The 17,552-nt window shown below is 72.4% G+C and carries 13 protein-coding genes; 5 read left to right on the top strand and 8 right to left on the bottom strand.

Annotation, left to right across the window (positions count from 1 at the left end):
• The 7 genes from IEY61_RS29135 to IEY61_RS29105 all read right to left on the bottom strand — a co-directional run.
• Positions 1-730, bottom strand: a 730-nt coding sequence (locus tag IEY61_RS29135; protein WP_189050134.1) for an SCO3242 family prenyltransferase, incomplete at its 3' end; no start/stop codon positions are given.
• On the bottom strand, positions 714-1,874 hold the full coding sequence (locus IEY61_RS29130) for an inositol-3-phosphate synthase (protein ID WP_189050132.1): 1,161 nt from the start codon (positions 1,872-1,874) through the stop codon (positions 714-716). The genes IEY61_RS29130 and IEY61_RS29135, both read right to left, overlap by 17 nt.
• Before the next feature lie 480 nt (positions 1,875-2,354).
• Positions 2,355-3,530: a Gfo/Idh/MocA family protein gene (locus IEY61_RS29125; protein ID WP_373293239.1), complete on the bottom strand. Its 1,176-nt coding sequence runs from the start codon at positions 3,528-3,530 to the stop codon at positions 2,355-2,357.
• Positions 3,531-3,585: 55 nt separating this feature from the next.
• Positions 3,586-4,629: a substrate-binding domain-containing protein gene (locus tag IEY61_RS29120; protein ID WP_189050128.1), complete on the bottom strand. Its 1,044-nt coding sequence runs from the start codon at positions 4,627-4,629 to the stop codon at positions 3,586-3,588.
• 92 nt (positions 4,630-4,721) lie between these two features.
• A complete protein-coding gene (locus IEY61_RS29115; protein WP_189050125.1) occupies positions 4,722-5,837 on the bottom strand; it encodes an ABC transporter permease in 1,116 nt (371 codons plus the stop codon).
• The gene (locus tag IEY61_RS29110) at positions 5,834-7,402 is read right to left on the bottom strand and encodes a sugar ABC transporter ATP-binding protein (RefSeq protein WP_189050124.1); all 1,569 of its coding nucleotides are present in this window, start codon (positions 7,400-7,402) and stop codon (positions 5,834-5,836) included. The genes IEY61_RS29115 and IEY61_RS29110 overlap by 4 nt, the downstream gene beginning before the upstream one ends.
• A gap of 40 nt (positions 7,403-7,442) precedes the next feature.
• Positions 7,443-8,621, bottom strand: a complete 1,179-nt coding sequence (locus IEY61_RS29105; RefSeq protein ID WP_189050122.1) for an ROK family protein — start codon at positions 8,619-8,621, stop codon at positions 7,443-7,445.
• 913 nt (positions 8,622-9,534) lie between these two features.
• On the opposite strand from IEY61_RS29105, the gene IEY61_RS29100 reads away from it, so the two are divergent.
• The 5 genes from IEY61_RS29100 (at position 9,535) to IEY61_RS29080 (ending at position 16,608) form a co-directional block, all read left to right on the top strand.
• Complete coding sequence (locus IEY61_RS29100) at positions 9,535-11,619, top strand: TRAP transporter permease (protein ID WP_189050147.1); 2,085 nt, start codon at positions 9,535-9,537, stop codon at positions 11,617-11,619.
• Entirely contained in the window at positions 11,616-12,635 is a 1,020-nt protein-coding gene (locus IEY61_RS29095; RefSeq protein ID WP_189050120.1) for a TAXI family TRAP transporter solute-binding subunit, read from the top strand. The genes IEY61_RS29100 and IEY61_RS29095 overlap by 4 nt, the downstream gene beginning before the upstream one ends.
• A 63-nt stretch (positions 12,636-12,698) precedes the next feature.
• Complete coding sequence (locus tag IEY61_RS29090; RefSeq protein WP_229706537.1) at positions 12,699-15,173, top strand: sensor histidine kinase; 2,475 nt, start codon at positions 12,699-12,701, stop codon at positions 15,171-15,173.
• Entirely contained in the window at positions 15,170-15,562 is a 393-nt protein-coding gene (locus IEY61_RS29085; protein ID WP_373293238.1) for a roadblock/LC7 domain-containing protein, read from the top strand. Before IEY61_RS29090 ends, IEY61_RS29085 begins: the two co-directional genes overlap by 4 nt.
• A gap of 104 nt (positions 15,563-15,666) precedes the next feature.
• Entirely contained in the window at positions 15,667-16,608 is a 942-nt protein-coding gene (locus IEY61_RS29080; protein WP_229706536.1) for a TAXI family TRAP transporter solute-binding subunit, read from the top strand.
• Between the two features lie 125 nt (positions 16,609-16,733).
• On the opposite strand, the gene IEY61_RS29075 is transcribed toward IEY61_RS29080, so the two are convergent.
• Complete coding sequence (locus IEY61_RS29075) at positions 16,734-17,543, bottom strand: ABC transporter permease (RefSeq protein WP_189050118.1); 810 nt, start codon at positions 17,541-17,543, stop codon at positions 16,734-16,736.
• Positions 17,544-17,552 lie beyond the last annotated feature (9 nt).

Below are 17,552 nucleotides of genomic sequence, written 5' to 3'. Positions count from 1 at the left end.
CGGCCCCGGGTCGGCCGCCCGGGTCGACGGGACCGGTGCGAGCGGACGCGCTGCCGCCGGGCCGGCCGACGGCAGTCGAGTCGCCGGACCGGCCGAGGATGGCGGGGCCGGTGTGCCGACGCGGCCGGGCCGGGAGCGCGGCGCTGGCGGCGACCAGGGCGGTGCCGGCGAGGGTACCCAGCGGCAGCGCGCGATCGGCGCCGTGGACCTCGCGGCGGGACAGGGCGGTGACGGTCCAGGTGTGCGCGGCGACGGTCAGCGCCGCCGGCAGCGCTCGCGCCGGGCGGCCGGCGGAAGCGCCGAGCAGCACGTCCAATCCCCGGCAGGCGGCCATCACGGCCGGACCGGCGGCGGTGTTCTTGGCCGCCAGGTCGTACCCCCAGATGGCCGTGGCGAGCGGCAGCGCCACGGCGGCGGCCCGCCGGCCGCCGGCGGCGGCGTCGAGCCCGACGCCCGCGGCGGTGAGGCCGGCGGCGAGGCCGACCGCGAGGCCGGGGCTGACCCGGCCGCTGGGGATCGGCCGCTGCGGGCGTTCGACGGCGTCCAGCCGCCGGTCGGCCCAGTCGTTGGCGGCCATGCCGGCCCAGTACAGCAGCACCGACGAGGCGGCCAGTGCCGGCGTACGCGGGCCCAGCGCGCCGGCCGCGGCGGCACCGGCCACCACGTCACCGGGCACCGAGAGCGCGGCCGGGGCCCGGACCAGCTCGACCAGGTCAGCCACGCGGGTCATCGGCACCTCCGGTGTGCAGCCGCCGGGTGAACGCGCGCAGCCGGGTCCACTGCTCGGCCAGCGAGTGGGTGCCGTCGCCGAGCGGGTCCTTGAAGAAGAACGCGAGGTCGGTCAGCGGGCCGGTGTGGCCGGCGGCGTGCGCGGCGGCGGTGAGCCGGGCCAGGTCGAGCACGAGCGGAGCGGCCAGCGCCGAATCGCAGCCGTGCCAGGTGAACTCCAGGCGCATCCCGGTGCCGAGGAAGCCGGCGAAGGTGATCAGATCCCAGGCGGTCTTGAAGTCGCCCAGGTCCTCGACGTAATCGATGCGGGTGTCGCCCTGCGGCAGGTAGCCGAGGGTCTCGTCGAGCACCCGCTGCTTGCTGCGCACCTTGGCGGCGTTGGCCGCCGGGTCGGCGAGCGTGACACCGTCGCCGCCACCGAGCAGGTTGATCCCGGACCAGGACCGCACGGCGAGGTGACGCATCGCGAACATCGGGGCGAGCACCGACTTGAGCAGGGTCTCCCCGGTCTTGCCATCGTGCCCGGCGTACGGCACCCGGTGGGCGTCGGCCAGTGCGGCCAGGGCCGGCAACCGCAGGCCGGTGGAGGGGGTGAAGTCGACGTACGCGCAGCCCGCCGTCACCGCCGCGTACGCGTACAGCGAACTGGGGGGCAGCACCTCGTCGGGGCCGGCGAGGGCGGCGTGCAGCGCGTCCGGGTCGGCGTGCGCGGGGTGCGGACGGCAGGCCGGCTCGGTGGCCGCCACGTTGACCACCACGACGCGGGCCAGCCGGTGCCGATCCCGGAACTCGGTGAGGTCGCGGACCAACGCGGCGGCCCGATCGGCCTGGTTGCCGCCGCTCGCCGCCGTTCGCACCTCCCGCTCGACGGCGGCCAACTCCTCGGACAGCGCGGCGACCAGACGGGCCGGCAGCACGCCGGCCTCGGCAAGCGCCTCGGCGCGCTTGGCCAGTGGGGTGGCGACCACGTCGTGCCCGCCGAAGACCAGGTCGGCGAAGGCCGGCAGCGCCGGACCGCGCACCTCGGGCAGTTCGGTGACGCACCCGGTCGGCCCGGCCATCCCGGCCCGCAGGGCAAGAGCCCCCACGATGCTGGTGGTCGCGACCGATCCGCGCGCCCCCACCAGCCAGACACCCGTACGCATGGCACTCCTTCCCGGTCGGGGAATCTAGCCATCGAATTACATGAATATCACAGAATAGTTTCGAAAGATACCCTTTGTGCGGATGCGCCCCGTCCGCCGGCCGCCCAGGGCTTGAGGCTCACCGGTCGGCGGCGAGGTCGGCGGCGACGCCGCCGCACCGGCGCCCCGAGCGGGCCCGGTCGGACGGGGCTGGCAGGCAGGGGCAGTCGGCGTCTCGCCCCTGCCTGCTCCGCATCCGGCCGATCGCGACCTGCGCGCCCGGCCGGACGACTCGTCGAAGGTGGACCGCCATCACGGCGGCTGACTGTGTGCGGCCCGAGGGCCGCCGGGCGGCGGTCCTCCGGTGTGGCCGGGGAATCCCGGTCCGGCCACACCGGAGGAACCGCTCGTGCCACCGGTGGCACGACCTCCGGCCCCGACCCGTACCCGGCCGCGGGGCGCAACCGCGGCCGGCCCTCGCCGGCCGGCGCCGGAGGTGGCTCAGGCGGAGACCGTCGCCAACGCCGGCTCCACCTCGGTCCACGAGGACCCCAGTTCGGCCGACCGGACCACCGCGTCCAGCACCAACTGCACCTGCAACGCCTCGACGAAGGACGGCGTCGGGTCGGCCCCGGTCGCCACCGCCTCGATGAAGTCGCGCATCTGGTGGGTGAAGGAGTGCTCGTACCCGATGATGTGCCCCGGCGGCCACCAGGCCGACAGGTACGGGTGCTCGGCCTCGGTCACCAGGATCCGGTTGAAGCCCTGCTCGGCGGCGGGTCGCGTCGCGTCGTGGAACTCCAGCTCGTTGAGCCGCTCCAGGTCGAAGGCGACGCTGCCCAGCGACCCGTTGATCTCGACCCGGAGGGCGTTCTTGCGCCCGGTGGCGAACCGGGTCGCCTCGTAGGTGGCCAGGGACCCGCCCTCCAGCCGGGCCACGAAGATCGCCGCGTCGTCGACGGTGACCGGACCGGTGGCGGCGCTGCCCCCGTCGGTCTGCGCCGCCAGCCCGCTCGACTCGCTCGGCAACGGCCGCTCCTTGACGAACGTCTCGGTCACCGCGCTGACGCCGGTGATCCGCTGGCCGGTGACGTACTGGGTGAGATCGATGATGTGCGCACCGATGTCACCCAGCGCGCCGGAGCCGGACACCTCCTTGCGGAGCCGCCAGACCAGGGGGAACAGCGGGTCCACGATCCAGTCCTGCAGGTAACTGGCCCGGACGTGCCGGATCTCGCCGAGCCGACCGTCGGCGACCAGCTGGCGCATCAGCGCCACCGCGGGTACCCGCCGATAGTTGAAGCCGCACATGGACCGTGCCCCGCCGGCGCGGGCGGTGGCCGCCGCGGCGGTCATCTCCCGAGCCTCGGCGACGGTGTTGGCCAGCGGCTTCTCGCACAGTACGTGCTTGCCGGCGGCCAACGCGGCCAGGGCGATCTCGGCGTGGCTGTCACCCGGTGTGCAGATGTCGACCACGTCGATGTCCGGCCGGGCCACCAGCTCCCGCCAGTCCGTGGTGTGCTCCTCCCAGCCGAGCCGGTCGGCGGCCTCCGCCACCTTCTCCGGATCCCGGCCGCAGACGAGCTTCATCCGGGCCCGCGCCGGCAGGTCGTACACCCGGTTCACGGTGCGCCACGCCTGCGAGTGCGCGGCGCCCATGAACGCGTAGCCGACCATGCCGACCCGCAGTTCGTTGTCGTTCGTGGACAAGGTGGGTCTCCCCCCGGTTGTGTCAGAACCCGAGCTTCAGGTAGTCGCTCGCGTTCTCCTTCGTGATCGTTTCGGAGGCCAGGACGATCTCCTTGGGCACCTGGAGTTCCACCAGGTCGGACATGCCCCGACCCTGGCCGATCAGTCGGGCCAGGGAGATGGCCGAGGAGGCCATCGACGGGCTGTAGGTGACCGTGGCCTTGAGCACCGTGTTGTCGGCCTTGATGTCCTCCATCGCCTTCTTCGAGCCGGCGCCGCCGACCATGAAGAACTCGTTGCGGTTGGCCTGGTTGAACGCGGCCAGCACGCCGATGCCCTGGTCGTCGTCGTGGTTCCAGATCGCGTCGATCTTCGGCAGGGCCTGCAGCAGCTGGCTCGCCTCCTGCTGCCCGGAGTCGACGGTGAACCGGGCCGCCCGGCGGTTGGCCACCTTCAGGCCGTGCTGGGCCAGGGTGTCGTTGAAGCCCTTCGTCCGCTCCTGGGTCAGCTCGAGCTCGTCCATCCCGGCGATCTCGGCGATCACCGGGTTGCTCACGCCCTTGGCCTTGAGCTGCTCGACGATGAAGGTGGCCGCGGCGACGCCCATGCCGTAGTTGTCGCCCTTGATCTGCAACCGGTACGCCTTGGCGTCCGGGAAGGCGCGGTCCAGGTTGACCACCGGGATGCCGGCCTGCATCGCCTCCAGGCCGAACGAGTTGAGCTCCTTGCCGTCGTGCGGCAGCAGCACGATCACATCGGGCTTCTGGGAGATCAGCGTGGACAGCGCCGCCCGCTGGGCCGCCGCGTCCGCGCCCGCCTCCACCGTCTTGAACTCCACGTCGGAGTACGCGGCGGCCTGCGCCTTGGCGTTGTTGGTGATCGCCGCGATCCAGCCGTGGTCGGCGGCCGGCGCGGAGAAGCCGATCGTCACCTGCTTGCCGGGCTCGGCGTTGCCACCGCCGTCGGCCGCCTTGGTCTGCGCCTCGGTCGGCGTCTGCTTCTCGTTGCTGGTGCAGCCGGCGAGCAGTACGCCGGCGCCGACGGCCGCCCCGCCGAAGAGCAGCCGGCGACGACTGTGCTGGGTCATGACGACCTCCTGGTTATGGGTGGTGGAGAGGAATTCGGGTGTGCGAGGCCCGGCCACCGTCGGTTTCTCGGGTGGCCTGGTGGTAACGGTGTTCAGCTGGTGGTCAGCCGGTTGCGGCGGAAGAACTGGGAGAGACTGCCGAACTGGATCTGCTGGATCAGGACGGCGGCGACGATGATGCCGCCCTTGACCATGTTCTGGGCCTCGGTGGAGAGGCCGTTGATCGCGAAGAGGTTGGTGATGGTGGCGAAGATGATCACACCGAGCAGGGAGCCGATGATGGTGCCCCGCCCGCCGCTGAGCAGCGTGCCACCGATGATCACGGCGGCGATCGCGTCCAGCTCGTAGAGGTTCGCCATCGCCGCCTGGGCCGAGGTGGCCTGGGCGGTGAGCATGATGGCGGCGATGCCGCAGCAGAGCCCGGAGAGCACGTAGAGCAGCAGGGTGTGCCGCCTTACGTCGATGCCGGCCAGCCGGGCCGCCTCCGGGTTCCCGCCGACGGCGACCGTACGCCGGCCGAAGGTGGTGCGGTTGAGCAGCACCCACCCGGCGGCGACGACAGCGGCCAGGATGTAGACCAGCAGCGGGATGCCGAGCAGGTTGGTGGTGGCGATGCCGTTGATGGTGTTGTTCTGCGAGATCTGGGTCTGCTTGTCGGAGATCTCGGCGGCCAGTCCGCGGGCGGCCACCAGCATGGCCAGCGTGGCGATGAACGGCACCAGTCGCCCGTACGCGATGAGGGCGCCGTTGACCAGGCCGACCCCCATCCCGACCACGATCGCGGTGAAGATCATGCCGCCGGCGCCGAAGCTCTGGGTGGCGATCGTGGTGCACCAGACCCCGGCCAACGCGACGATCGCCCCGACCGAGAGGTCGATGCCGCCGCCGATGATCACGAAGGTCATCCCGACGGTGACCACGCCGACCACCGAAGCGAGCTTGAGGATGCTGAGCATGTTGGCCCAGACCCAGTCCGGATTGGAGTAGAGATCGGAGCGGGTGGCCGCACCGATCACGAAGAGCACGACCAGCACCCCGATCAGGGCGAGGTTACGGCGCGCACCCTCGCCGCCGTCCCCGTGCCACCAGGAGAGCCGGCCGGCGCTGCCCGGGGTGGCGGCCGGCTTCCCGGCCGCCCCGGTCTCGGCCGGATCCACCGGCGGCGACTGCGCCGGCAACTGGGTCGTGGTGAAAGGGCCATCACTCATGCCGTCACCTCCAGGGACCCCGCCATGACGAGGTCGAGCACGGTGTCTTCGTCAAGTTCGGCGGCCGGGGCGGCGCGGACGACCCGCCCCTCCCGCATCACCAGCACCCGGTCGGCCAGGCCGAGCACCTCGGGCACCTCGCTGGAGACCAGCAACACCCCGACGCCCTCGGCGGCGAGCTGCCGGATCACCTGGTAGAGCTCGGCCCGGGCACCGACATCCACGCCCCGGGTGGGTTCGTCGAGCAGCAGCAGCTTCGTGTCGCCGAGCAGCCAGCGCCCGACCACCACCTTCTGCTGGTTGCCGCCGGAGAGGGTCCGCACCGCCCGGCGGACGTCGCGGGGTCGCATCTCCAGGCTCTCGGCGACCCGGTCCGCCTCGGCCTGCTCCCGCGCGGTGTCGGTGAACCCGAATCGGGCGTAGCGGCCGAAGGTGGCCAGCGTGACGTTGCGGTAGATCGGCTCGCCGAGCAGCAGCGCCTGGCTCTTGCGCTCCTCGGGCGCCATGCCCAGGCCGGCCTTCACCGCTGCGCCGACGCTGCCCGGCCGCAGCGCCCTGCCGGCCATCCGCACGGTGCCGGACTCGGCCCGACGCGCACCGTAGATGGTCTCCATCAGCTCGGAGCGGCCGGACCCGACCAGCCCGGCGATGCCGACGATCTCCCCGGCCCGGACGGTGAGCGAGACGTCGGCGAACTCGCCGGCCCGGGTCAACCCCTCCACCTGGAGCAGTTCCTCGCCGACCTCGCTGTCGTCGGCACGGTCCGGGAAGACGTACTCGATGGTCCGGCCGGTCATCCGGGAGACCAGATCCCGGGTCGGGGTGTCGCGGGCGGACAGGTTCGCCGCGGTGGTCCGGCCGTCCTTGAGTACGGTCACCCGGTCGCCGATCTCGCGGATCTCCTCCAGCCGGTGGGAGATGTAGATGACGGCGATGCCCTGCGCGGTCAGCTCCCGGATGATCCGGAAGAGGTTCTCCACCTCGTCGTGCGCGAGCACCGCGCTCGGCTCGTCCATGATGATCAGCCGGGCCTCGTGGGAGAGCGCGCGGGCCATGCTGACCACCTGCTTGCCGGCTGCGGGCAGCGCCCGGACCATCCGGTTGGGCGGGATCTCGGCGTGACCGAGCCGGCCGAGGATCTGCCGGGTGTGCCGGGCCATCTGGCCCCGACGGATGAAGCCGAAGCCGCGCGGCTCGTGGCCGAGGAAGGCGTTCTCCGCCACCGAGAGATCCTCGACCAGGTCGAGTTCCTGGTAGATGGTGGCGATCCCGGCGCGCATGGCGGCCTGCGGGTTGGCGAAGGTGACCTGCTCACCGCGCCACTCGACCAGCCCCGAGTCGGGCCGGTGCACCCCGGCGAGCACCTTGATCAGCGTGGACTTGCCGGCACCGTTCTGCCCGAGCAGGCAGTGCACCTCGCCGGCGCGTACCTCCAACTGCACGCCGTCGAGGGCGCGTACGCCGGGGAAGGTCTTCACCACGTCGGTCAGGCGCAGAACCACCTCGCCCGCGACGGCGTCGGCGGGCGCCTCGACCAGTGGAGCACTTTCGGGCTGCTCGCTCATGACGCTCCTCCACTCCGGTGACTCACTCGCGCAGGCCCGTTCATGCCGCCTCGCCGAAGGCCAGGTCGCTGGCGAGCACGGCGGCGCCGGCCACACCGGCACGCGGCCCGAGCTCGGAGAGCACGACCGGGAGGTTGCCGGTGGCCAGCGGCAGCGAGCGGCGGTAGACGACGCTGCGAATCTCCGCGAGCAGGATGTGCCCGAGCTGGGCGAGCCCACCGCCGATGACGATCATTGACGGGTTGGTGAAGCTGACCAGCCCGGCCAGGACGCTGCCGACCCGGCGCCCGCCCTCGCGGATGAGCTGGATGCAGGTCACGTCTCCCTCACCGGCGCCGGCGGACACGTCGAGGGCGGTGACCGTGCCCTGTGCGGCCAGCCGTTCGGCGAGCGCCGGCGAGGTGCCGGAGCGTGCCGCGGCCATGGCCTCCTTGGCCAGCGCCGCGCCGCTGAACAGCGCCTCGAGGCAGCCGGCGTTGCCGCACGAGCAGATCGGCCCGTGCGGGTCGACCTGAATGTGGCCGATGTCGCCGGCGCAACCGTCGGTGCCCCGGTAGACCTCGCCGCTGAGGTAGATGCCGCACCCGATGCCGGTGCCGATCTTCACGAACAGGAAGTCGTTGACCGAGTGCGCCACCCCGCCGTGTCGCTCGCCGATGGCCATGATGTTCACGTCGTTGTCGACCACCGCCGGGCAGCCGTGCTCCCGGGTGACCAGCTCACGGACGGGAAAGCGGTCCCAGCCGGGCATGATCGGCGGGGACACCGGCACCCCGTCACGGAAGCTGACCGGGCCGGGAACACCGATGCCGACCGCGTCGAGCCGCTCGTACACCCCGTCGGTCCGGGCCTTGTACAGCAACTCGTTGACCCGTTGCAGGATGGCCTTGGGGCCGGACCTGATGTCGGCCGCCTCCGCGTACGCGGCGATCGGCTCCAGCCGCCCGTTGACGACCTCGACATCGATGGAGCTGGCGCCCAGGTCGACGGCCGCGAAGCGCAGTTGCGGGCGCAGCTCGACCAGGGTGGAGCGACGTCCGCCCCGGGATGCCGCTTTGCCCGCCTCGGCCACGTAGCCGAGCGCGACCAGCCGCTCCAACTCGGCGAGCAACCGGGGACGGGGCATCTCCAGCCGGTCGGCGAGCTCGGCCCGGGACAACGCACCCTCGTCGCGCAGCAGCCGCAGCAGCCGGACGTGCAGGGGGTCGGCGGTGTGCACCGGCTCACCTCCCACCGGGCTCGTTCACATCGACGTGCTGTCGATGCGTGGTGTCCGACACAGTAGGAGGCTTCGACGCGCGCTGTCCAGGCCTTAGAGCGAATCGACGCCAACTTTTGCTAGATCCAGCAAAAGCTAGCGACGAGATGCTCCGAGCCGGCCAGCCCGCCGCCCTGCCGGGCCTGACTGGTGGCGGCACCCCCGGCGATCGAGCCCACCCGCCCGGACATTTGATCGACCTCGATCGGTCGGGATGGGGACCAAGCTGGCGCGAATTCGGCGGGAAATGCGCCGACCGCCGTTCCCAGGCGCGGATTCTAGCCGGATACAGAAGGCGCCCCTTCCATCGATCTTTTGCGAGGAGACCGGGGCGCGGCGGCCGGGTGCGGCGCCGGTCGACCGGCTGCGGACCGGCCCGGCGCGACGACCAGTCACCCGCCCACCCGGACCGCTCGTCGGTGACTGGATCTTCACTATCGCAACACAGAGCGTGATTTTGTATACCCAGAGTAATCACAGTGACAAGTTCTTACTTCACCGGAAAGGCCCGCCAGATGGCCACCAATGCCGAAAAACGGACACGCTGCCCACGCCCGCCGGGAAGCCTGAGCGGGAACCAATCGGCACGTCCACGCCGATCGCGAAACGGATTCTGAAACATTCGCCCGGGCGCGTGACTGAAACAAAATGAAAGTCACTCAGGGAAACGATGATCGACAATGTTCCCAACCCGGAGCCAATTCGCGTATCGTCCCCCATCGTGTCGGCTATCCGATTCACCGAAGATTCCGGACCCGAGCCGAACCGCCCCCGCGCCTCAGTGGCGGAAATCGATCGGGACACCGCGACGACGCCCCCGCGCCGCGACCGTCCGGCGACACCGGACGCCGGCGTCGACCGGCAGCCGGCACCGGTGGTGGATCCCCGCGAACTGACCGCCCGGTTCGAGGAGGAGAAGCCCGGCCGGCGGCTGTCCGGACCGGTCGCCGTCGTCCTGACCGCCGCGACGCTGGCGATCGCCCTGCTCGCGCTCTGGCAGGTGTTCCGGCCACTCGCCCAGGGCAGCAAGTACTACCTGATCTACTTCCTGGCCGGCGTACTCCCGCTGGTCTTCCTCGCCTACCCGGCCGACCTGCGGCTACCCCGCCGCCTGCGCCGGCCCCACCGCGACGACGCCGGGTCGAACGGCCAGATCGAGCCGGACCCGTCCGGGCCGAGCCGCCTCGACTGGGTCCTGGCCGCTGCCGCGCTGGCCGGCTGCCTCTACCCGGTGCTGCCGGTCACCCTGTTCGGCGGTGGCGGCGGCTACGACGCCTTCCTCGACCGGCAGGGGCTGCTCGTCGGCCTGGACGTGGCGATGGGCACCGTCCTGCTGCTCCTGCTGCTGGAGGCCTGCCGCCGCACCACCGGCTGGATCCTGCCCGCGGTCTGCGTGCTCTTCCTCGGGTACGGCTACTACGGGGGTCTGCTCCCCCAGTCCTGGGCGGTGGCCCACGCCGGGCTGGACTTCGGGCAGCTGGTGGACGCGTTCTACAACTCCGACAGCGGGTTCTACGGCACCCCGCTGGACGTGGCGGCCACGTACATCGTGCTCTTCACCATCTACGGGGCGGTGCTCGACCTCTCCGGCGCGGGTCGCTTCTTCGTGGAGCTGTCCGCTGCGGCGTTCCGGCGTTCCCGCACCGCCGCCGGCCGGACTGCGGTGGCCTCCGGCTTCCTGCTCGGCACCGTCTCCGGGTCGGGAGCGGCGACGACGGTCAGCATCGGCGCAGTCACCTGGCCGATCCTGCGTCGCGCCGGCTATCCGGCGGAACGGGCCGGTGGGATGCTCGCCGCGGCCGGCGTGGGGGCGATCCTCTCGCCGCCGACGCTGGGTGCGGCGGCCTTCATCATCGCCGAGTACCTCGGCGTGTCCTACCTGCGGGTGCTCGGCTGGGCGATGGTGCCGACCGTGCTCTACTACCTCGGCATCGTGCTCTCGGTGGAGATCGACGCGCGGCGCTCCGGCGTACGGCCGGCGGCCCTGGAGGCCGGCTCCGCCTGGCGGCTGCTGGCCCGCTCCGGGTACCACTTCGCCTCGCTGCTCGCCATCGTCGGGCTGCTCGTCGTCGGCGTGTCGGCCACCCGCGCCGTGGTGCTGGCCACCCTGCTCGCGATCGTCCTGTCCATCCTGGACCGGCGGCACCGGCTCACCCCGGCCCGACTGGTCGCCGCGCTCTCCGCCGGCGTACGCGGCGTCCTCGCGGTCACCGTGGTCTGCGCGGCGGCAGGCATCATCACCGCCACCACCACGAAGACCGGCCTCGGCCCGCAGGCCGCCGCGCTGCTGGTCAACGCCGCCGGCACGGCCAGTTCCGACCCGGCCGTGGTGCTCGCGCTCACCGCCCTGCTCGCCGCCGTCGCGCTCAGCCTGCTCGGCCTGGCCGTGCCGGTCACCGCGTCCTTCGTGATCGGTTGGGTGATCATCGGGCCGGCCCTGCTCGGCCTCGGCGTCGCGACCCCGGCCGCGGCGATGTTCGTCTTCTACTTCGCGGTCCTGTCCGAGGTGTCGCCGCCGACCGCGCTGGCCGCGGTCGCCGCCGCCGCGGTGACCGGCGGCCGGGTGGTGCCGACGATGTGGCACACCCTGCGGTACGCGCTGCCGGCGTACCTCATCCCGCTGGCCTTCGTGGTCACACCGACCGGACTCGGCCTGCTCGGCATCGGCGGCCCGCAGCGGATCGTCGTCGCCACCATGGTCACCGCGCTCGGCGTGGCGGTGCTGGCCGTCGCCGCCGGCGGCTGGCTGCCCGGCGTCGGCCCGGCGGGGGTGCCGGAACGCGTGCTCGGCGTGGTCGCCGGGCTGGCCCTGCTCTGGCTGCAACCCGTGCCCGTCGCGATCGGCACCGTGCTGGCCGGCGTCATGGCGGTGGGCGTGCTCGTACGACGCGGATCCGCCGGGCCCACCGGCGGGACGCGAGCCGGATCACCGGCACTACTCAGAAAGGAGCAAGTGTGAGACGGATCAACGTGCGGTTCGCGGCAGGGCTGGGAGCACTCGCCCTCGTCGCGACCGGGGCCGCTGGCTGCGGGGGTCGTCAGGGCGCCGCCGCCACGGACGACACCGCGAGCGCCGTCACCTGCGAGGTGGCCGAGAACACCCGGGTGGGCATCGCCACCGGCAACGCCACCGGTGTCTACTACGTGGTCGGCAACGCCCTGGCCAGTCAGCTCGCGGACAGCACCGGCGGCCGGCTGACCGGCACCGCGGCCGAGACCGGCGCCTCGGTCCAGAACATCGAACAGCTCGTCGGCGGCCAGTACGACGTGGCCTTCTCCCTCTTCGACACCGCCGTCAACGCGGTGCAGGGCAAGGGCAGCTTCGCCGCACCGCAACCGGTCGAGGCCCTGGCCCGGATCTACGACAACTACACCCAGGTGGTCGTCCGGGCCGACTCCGGCATCAACTCGGTGGCCGACATGAAGGGCAAGAAGATCTCCACCGGCTCCCCGAAGTCCGGCACCGAGGTCATCGCCAACCGTCTGCTGGAGGCCGCCGGTCTCGACCCGGCCGCCGACATCGCGGCCCAGCGGCTCGACCTGACCAAGACCGTCGAGGGCCTCAAGGACGGCACCCTGGACGGCTTCTTCTGGTCCGGTGGTCTGCCCACCGGCGGGCTCACCGACCTGTTCACCACCGCCGGCAACAAGGTCAAGTTCATCGACATCACCCCGCTGCTGCCCAAGATGAGCGAGCTGAACCCGGCGTACCAGGCCGGCACGATCGGCAAGGACGTCTACGCCACCTCCGCGGACACCCCGACCATCGTGGTCCCGAACGTGCTGCTCGTCCGCAAGGACCTCGACGCCAACGTGGCCTGCGCGATCACCCGGACGGTGTTCCAACGCAAGGACGCGCTGGCCCAGGCAAACCCCGCTGCCAACGGCATCGCCCTGGACAGCGCCCGCAAGACCGACCCGGTCGGCCTGCACCGGGGCGCGGTCAAGGCCTTGCAGGACCTCGGCGCGAGCTGACCAAAGGTGACCGGACCGGGTGGTGACGCCCGGTCCGGTCGCCCCGACCTCGGGAGAAACCCCGTGCCGTTGCCCACTCTGGCCCGCGTACGCCGGCACAACCGTCCATCCGGGCACACCGACCGGCTGTGGTCGGTGCGTACCCAGCTACTCGCGCCGATCCTGGTCGCCACCGCCGGTCTGGTCGTGCTGGGCGCGATCCAGACCGGCAACGCGCTCTCCGCCTCCGTCGACGCGCAACGCGCCCGGATCCTGGCCGGCACCGCCACCGCCACCGTGTCCCTGGTCCACGAACTGGAACGGGAACTCGGCGAGACCGCCGCTCTGCGGCTGCGCGGCGGGACCTCCGGCCGGCCGCTGGTCGATGCCCAGCGGCGGCGGGTGGACCAGGCCGCCGAACGCTACCGCGCCGCCAGCGCCGACGCCCGCACCGCCGCACCCGACCTGGGCCGGGCGCTGGACGGCGTGACCGAACACCTCAACCAGCTCGACAAGGCGCGGGGTGCCGCGCTGCGCACCGACACCGCCGACGGCGTCTTCGCGGCCCTGGCGGAGTCGCTGCTGGTCGTCGCCGACGCGCTGCCCGCCCAGCTGCGCGACCCCGAGCTGGCCAACCGGGCCCGCGAGGTGGCCGCGGTCGCCGCCCAGGAACATCTGGCCTCGCTGGAACGCGACCTGCTTCGGACCATCTTCGTCCGGGGCAGCCTGGTCGAGGGCGAACTCGTCCGACTCGGCCGGCTGCGCGGCGCACAGGAACAGCGGCAGGCCGAGTTCTCCCGGATCGCCGGGGATGACGCGGCGGCCGCGTTCACCCGCCTGAACGCCGGCACCGACGTCTCCACCGCTCGGCGGATACGCGACAGCGCGTTGAACGCCGAGGCCGAACCGGCCGCGCTCGCCACCGATGCCGACGCCTGGTACGTGGCCCAGAGCGGGGCCATCCGTCGGCTCAACCTGCTGGGCCGGGAACTCTCCGAGGAACTCGACCGCCGCGCCGTCACGCTGGCCGCCGAGGCCCGCCAGCGGGCACTGGTCACCGGCGGGTCCACCGGCGCGCTGGCGCTGGCCTCGCTGGCCGCCGCCGCCCTGCTGGCGGTGCGCACCAGCCGCCGGCTGCGCCGGCTGCGGGTGGCCGCGCTCACCATGGCGCACCGGGAACTGCCCGAGCGGATCACCGCGATCTCGGCCGGCGACGCCGGCCGGGCGGAGGGACCGGCGTCGCAGCTCGCCGCGGGAATCAGCCGCGGACGGGACGAGATCGCCCAGGTGGCCGAGGCGTTCGACACCGTCAACCGGGCCGCGCTACGGCTCGCCGGCGAGCAGGCCGAGCTGCGGATGGACGTGACCCGGATGGTCGAGGCGCTGGCCCGCCGGATCCGGACGCTGATCACCCGGCAGCTGCGGCTGCTCGACGAGTTCGAGCAGGATGAGACTGATCCGGACGCCCTGGCCCGGCTCTTCGCGCTCGACCACCTCGCCGCCCGGATGCGGCGCAACGGAGAGAACCTGCTGGTCCTCGCCGGCGGTGAACTCGGCCGTTCGCACGAGGGACCACGCCTGCTGGCCGACGTCGTACGCGGTGCCGCCTCCGAGATCGAGGAGTACGCCCGGGTCGAGATCGACGTGCCCTTCGTGGCGGTGCACGGGTCGGCGGTGGGCAACCTGGTCCACCTGCTGGCCGAGCTGCTGGAGAACGCGACCGCGTACTCGCCGCCGCAGGCCCCGGTGCACGTGGACGGACGGCGTACCGTCGACGGCTTGACGCTGCGCGTGCACGACCAGGGCATCGGCGTACGCGACCGCCGGCTCGCCGAGATCAACGAACGGCTGCGGGCACCCGCCATGCTCTCCAGCGCGGCGGCCGGCAGCATGGGCCTGCACGTGGTGGCGCACCTGGCCGCCCGGCACGGCATCCTGGTACGGCTGCACAGCACCGGCGCGGGCATGGTGGCCCAGGTGGACGTGCCGGAGGCGTTGCTCACCCGGGCCGAGGAGGTCAACGGTCGACCCACGGTCGGCCCACGCTCCGCCCCGTCGGCCGCCGGCGCCTGGTTCCGGCCGCGAGTCGGCGAGGCCGTTGCGGCACCGCCCAGGATGGACCTGGTGACCGCGTCGCCGGAGCGGTTCAGCGCCCATCAGGCTCCGACGATGACCCTTCCGGTGGTGCGTAACGGCGCCGCCGCGACCGCCACCTGGTCCGCGCCGACCCCGGACCGCCCGCCGGCGACCTGGACCGCGCCGAGCGCCTCGGCGGCGAACGGGCCAGCGAACGGGACCGGGACCTGGCCGGCGGCGGACGGTGACCAGCCGGCGTGGACGCCCGGCGGCCGGCAGTCCGGGGCGACCACCACGGGCGGCCTGCCCCGGCGGATACGCGGCGGCGGGTTGCAGGCCGAACTGCACGACCCGCCGACGCAGCAGGCCACCAGTGACCTGCTCGACCCCGAGGTGGTACGGGCCCGGTTGTCCGCCCTCTCCGCCGGGGTCGCCTCCGCGATGCGACGTAACCAGACGAAACCTCCCGGGAGAACTCAATGATGACCAATGTCAGCCCCGGCCTCGACTGGCTTCTGGCGAACTTCGCCGAGCAGGTCCCGGACGTGTCGCACGCCCTCGCCGTCTCCGGAGACGGCCTGCGGCTGGCTGCCTCGCCCCGGCTCTCCACCGACCAGGCGGACCAGCTCGCCGCAGTGATCAGCGGTCTGGCCAGCCTGACCGTCGGCGCCGCCCGACTGATGTCCGCCGGTCGGGTCCGGCAGCAGATCGTCGACATGGACGGCGGCGTACTGCTGGTGATGGCGGTCGGCGACCGGGCCCTGCTCGGGGTGCTGGCCGCCTCCGGCTGTGACCTGGGCCAGATCGGCTACGAGACGGCCACGCTGGTCCAGCGGGTCGCCGAGGCCCTGGAACCGGCGGTACGCGCATGAGCGAGCGTCAGCGAGCGAATCATCAGCGCAGCGCCCTGGTGCCTCGCGGCGGCCCGCAGCGCCAGCGGAGGGCCGTCACGAGCCGGCGATTTGGGATGGTGGCGATGCTGCTGGCGGTCGTGCTGGTCGCCGCTTGCGGCACTGAGCAGACCCCGCAACCACGGCCGTGGCACGACGGGCGGATCTTCCTGGCCACCGGCAACACCACCGGGGTCTACTACCAGCTCGGCGGCGGATACGCCGACGTCATCAGCCGCCACCTGTCCGGTTACGAGGCCCGCGCCGAGCCGACCGGCGCCTCGGGAGAGAACATCACCCGGCTGGTCGAGGGCGACATGGAGATCGCCTTCAGCCTGGCCGACACGGCGGCGGACGCCACCGCCGGACGCGGTGCCTTCGCCGGACGGCCCCAGCCGGTGCGGGCCCTGGCCCGGGTCTACAGCAACTACACGCACGTGATCGTCCGGGTGGACGCCCAGATCACCGACCTGGCGGCGCTGCGCGGCAAGCGGGTCTCCACCGGCTCACCGAAGTCCGGTACCGACGTGATCGCCGGCCGGTTGCTCACCGCCGCCGGACTCGACCCGGACCGGGACGTACGCCGGGCCCGGTTGTCGCTGCCGGAAACGGTGGCCCGGATGCGGGCCGGCAAGCTGGACGCGATGTTCTTCTCCGGCGGGTTGCCCACCCCGGGCATCGCCGATCTGCTCAACGGCGCAGGGGACCGGTTCGCCCTGCTGCCGGTCGCCGATCTGCTCGAGCCGCTCAGCGCGGCGCACGGGTCGGTCTACACCACCGCCGAGCTGCCCCGCAAGGCCTACGACACGCCCGAGGGCACCCCGACCGTGACGGTGGCCAACATGATCCTGGTCAGCGCGGACATGCCCGACCAGCTGGCGTACGACCTGACCCGTCTGCTCTTCACGTACCAGGCCGACCTGGCCGCCGCCCACCCCGAGGCCCGCAACTTCAACCGCCAGTCCGCCGCCACCACCGACCCGATCCCCCTGCACCCCGGCGCCGCCCGCTACTACCAGGGCAACTGACCCCGCGTTTCGCCCCGCGTTGATCAAGAGGTTTGCGTCACGACCCGCCCCGATTCCCGGCGCAAACCTCTTGATCACCTTGCCCTGCACGGTCCGTGGCGGAACTGGCCGGGCGGGGCGACCACCTAGCGGTAGAGCAGGCGGCTCATCCGGCGCGACGCGATCAGCAGGCCGGCCGCCAGCACCACGAGCAGGTAGAGCACGTCGAGCAGCCAGTCCCAGCCCGCCGTACCGACGGTCACCCCGCGGATCAGGTGCACCGCCCGGTAGAGCGGGGTCACCTCGACCAGCCAGCGCAGCACCACCGGGTACGCCTCGGCGGGCACGAAGGTGCCGGAGAACAGGAACAGGACGAACTGCGCCGAGCCCATCAGGTCGAAGTCCTGCCAGCTGCGCATGAACGTGGAGATCGCCAGGCCGAACGCGCCGAACGCGAAGCCGACCAGCACCGCCGCCGGGAACGCGGCGAGGGCGCGGGCCGGGGCGGTCAGGTCCATCCCGACCATCACCACCAGGAATGCGCCCGAGTAGGCGGTGCCCCGCAGCATCGCCCAGGCCAGCTCGCCGAGGGCGATCTCGAACGGCTGCACCGGGGTGGCGATCACCCCGTCGTACAGCTTCATGTACTTCATCTTGCCGAAGAAGTTGAAGGTGGTCTCCGAGAGCGCGCCGCTCATCGCCGACGAGGCGAGCATCGCCGGGGCGACGAAGGCCGCGTACGTGACGACCTCGCCGCCGGCCAGCGTCAGGTCGCCGACCAGCGCGCCCACCCCGACACCGATCGACAGCAGGTAGAGCAGCGGCTCGACGAAGCCGGAGACGAGCAGCAGCCAGTACACCGGCTTCAGCGCCGCGATGTTGCGCTCGGTGACCGACGCGGACCGACGCGACGCTGCGGAGACGCCGACCAGCCGGGGCAGCACCAGGTTGACCATGACACCCCT

It is taken from the genome of Micromonospora sonchi (assembly GCF_014646235.1).
Classification (GTDB): Bacteria; Actinomycetota; Actinomycetes; order Mycobacteriales; family Micromonosporaceae; genus Micromonospora; species Micromonospora sonchi.
This window is presented reverse-complemented; position numbering and strand designations above follow the sequence as displayed.

Bases quoted from the DNA above. Each gene is read 5' to 3' on its own strand.
- IEY61_RS29130 (WP_189050132.1), bottom strand. From the start codon at position 1,874: ATGCGTACGGGTGTCTGGCTGGTGGGGGCGCGCGGATCGGTCGCGACC.
- IEY61_RS29125 (WP_373293239.1), bottom strand. From the start codon at position 3,530: ATGGTCGGCTACGCGTTCATGGGCGCCGCGCACTCGCAGGCGTGGCGC.
- IEY61_RS29120 (WP_189050128.1), bottom strand. From the start codon at position 4,629: ATGACCCAGCACAGTCGTCGCCGGCTGCTCTTCGGCGGGGCGGCCGTC.
- IEY61_RS29115 (WP_189050125.1), bottom strand. From the start codon at position 5,837: ATGAGTGATGGCCCTTTCACCACGACCCAGTTGCCGGCGCAGTCGCCG.
- IEY61_RS29110 (WP_189050124.1), bottom strand. From the start codon at position 7,402: ATGAGCGAGCAGCCCGAAAGTGCTCCACTGGTCGAGGCGCCCGCCGAC.
- IEY61_RS29085 (WP_373293238.1), top strand. From the start codon at position 15,170: ATGATGACCAATGTCAGCCCCGGCCTCGACTGGCTTCTGGCGAACTTC.
- IEY61_RS29080 (WP_229706536.1), top strand. From the start codon at position 15,667: ATGCTGCTGGCGGTCGTGCTGGTCGCCGCTTGCGGCACTGAGCAGACC.
- IEY61_RS29075 (WP_189050118.1), bottom strand. From the start codon at position 17,543: ATGGTCAACCTGGTGCTGCCCCGGCTGGTCGGCGTCTCCGCAGCGTCG.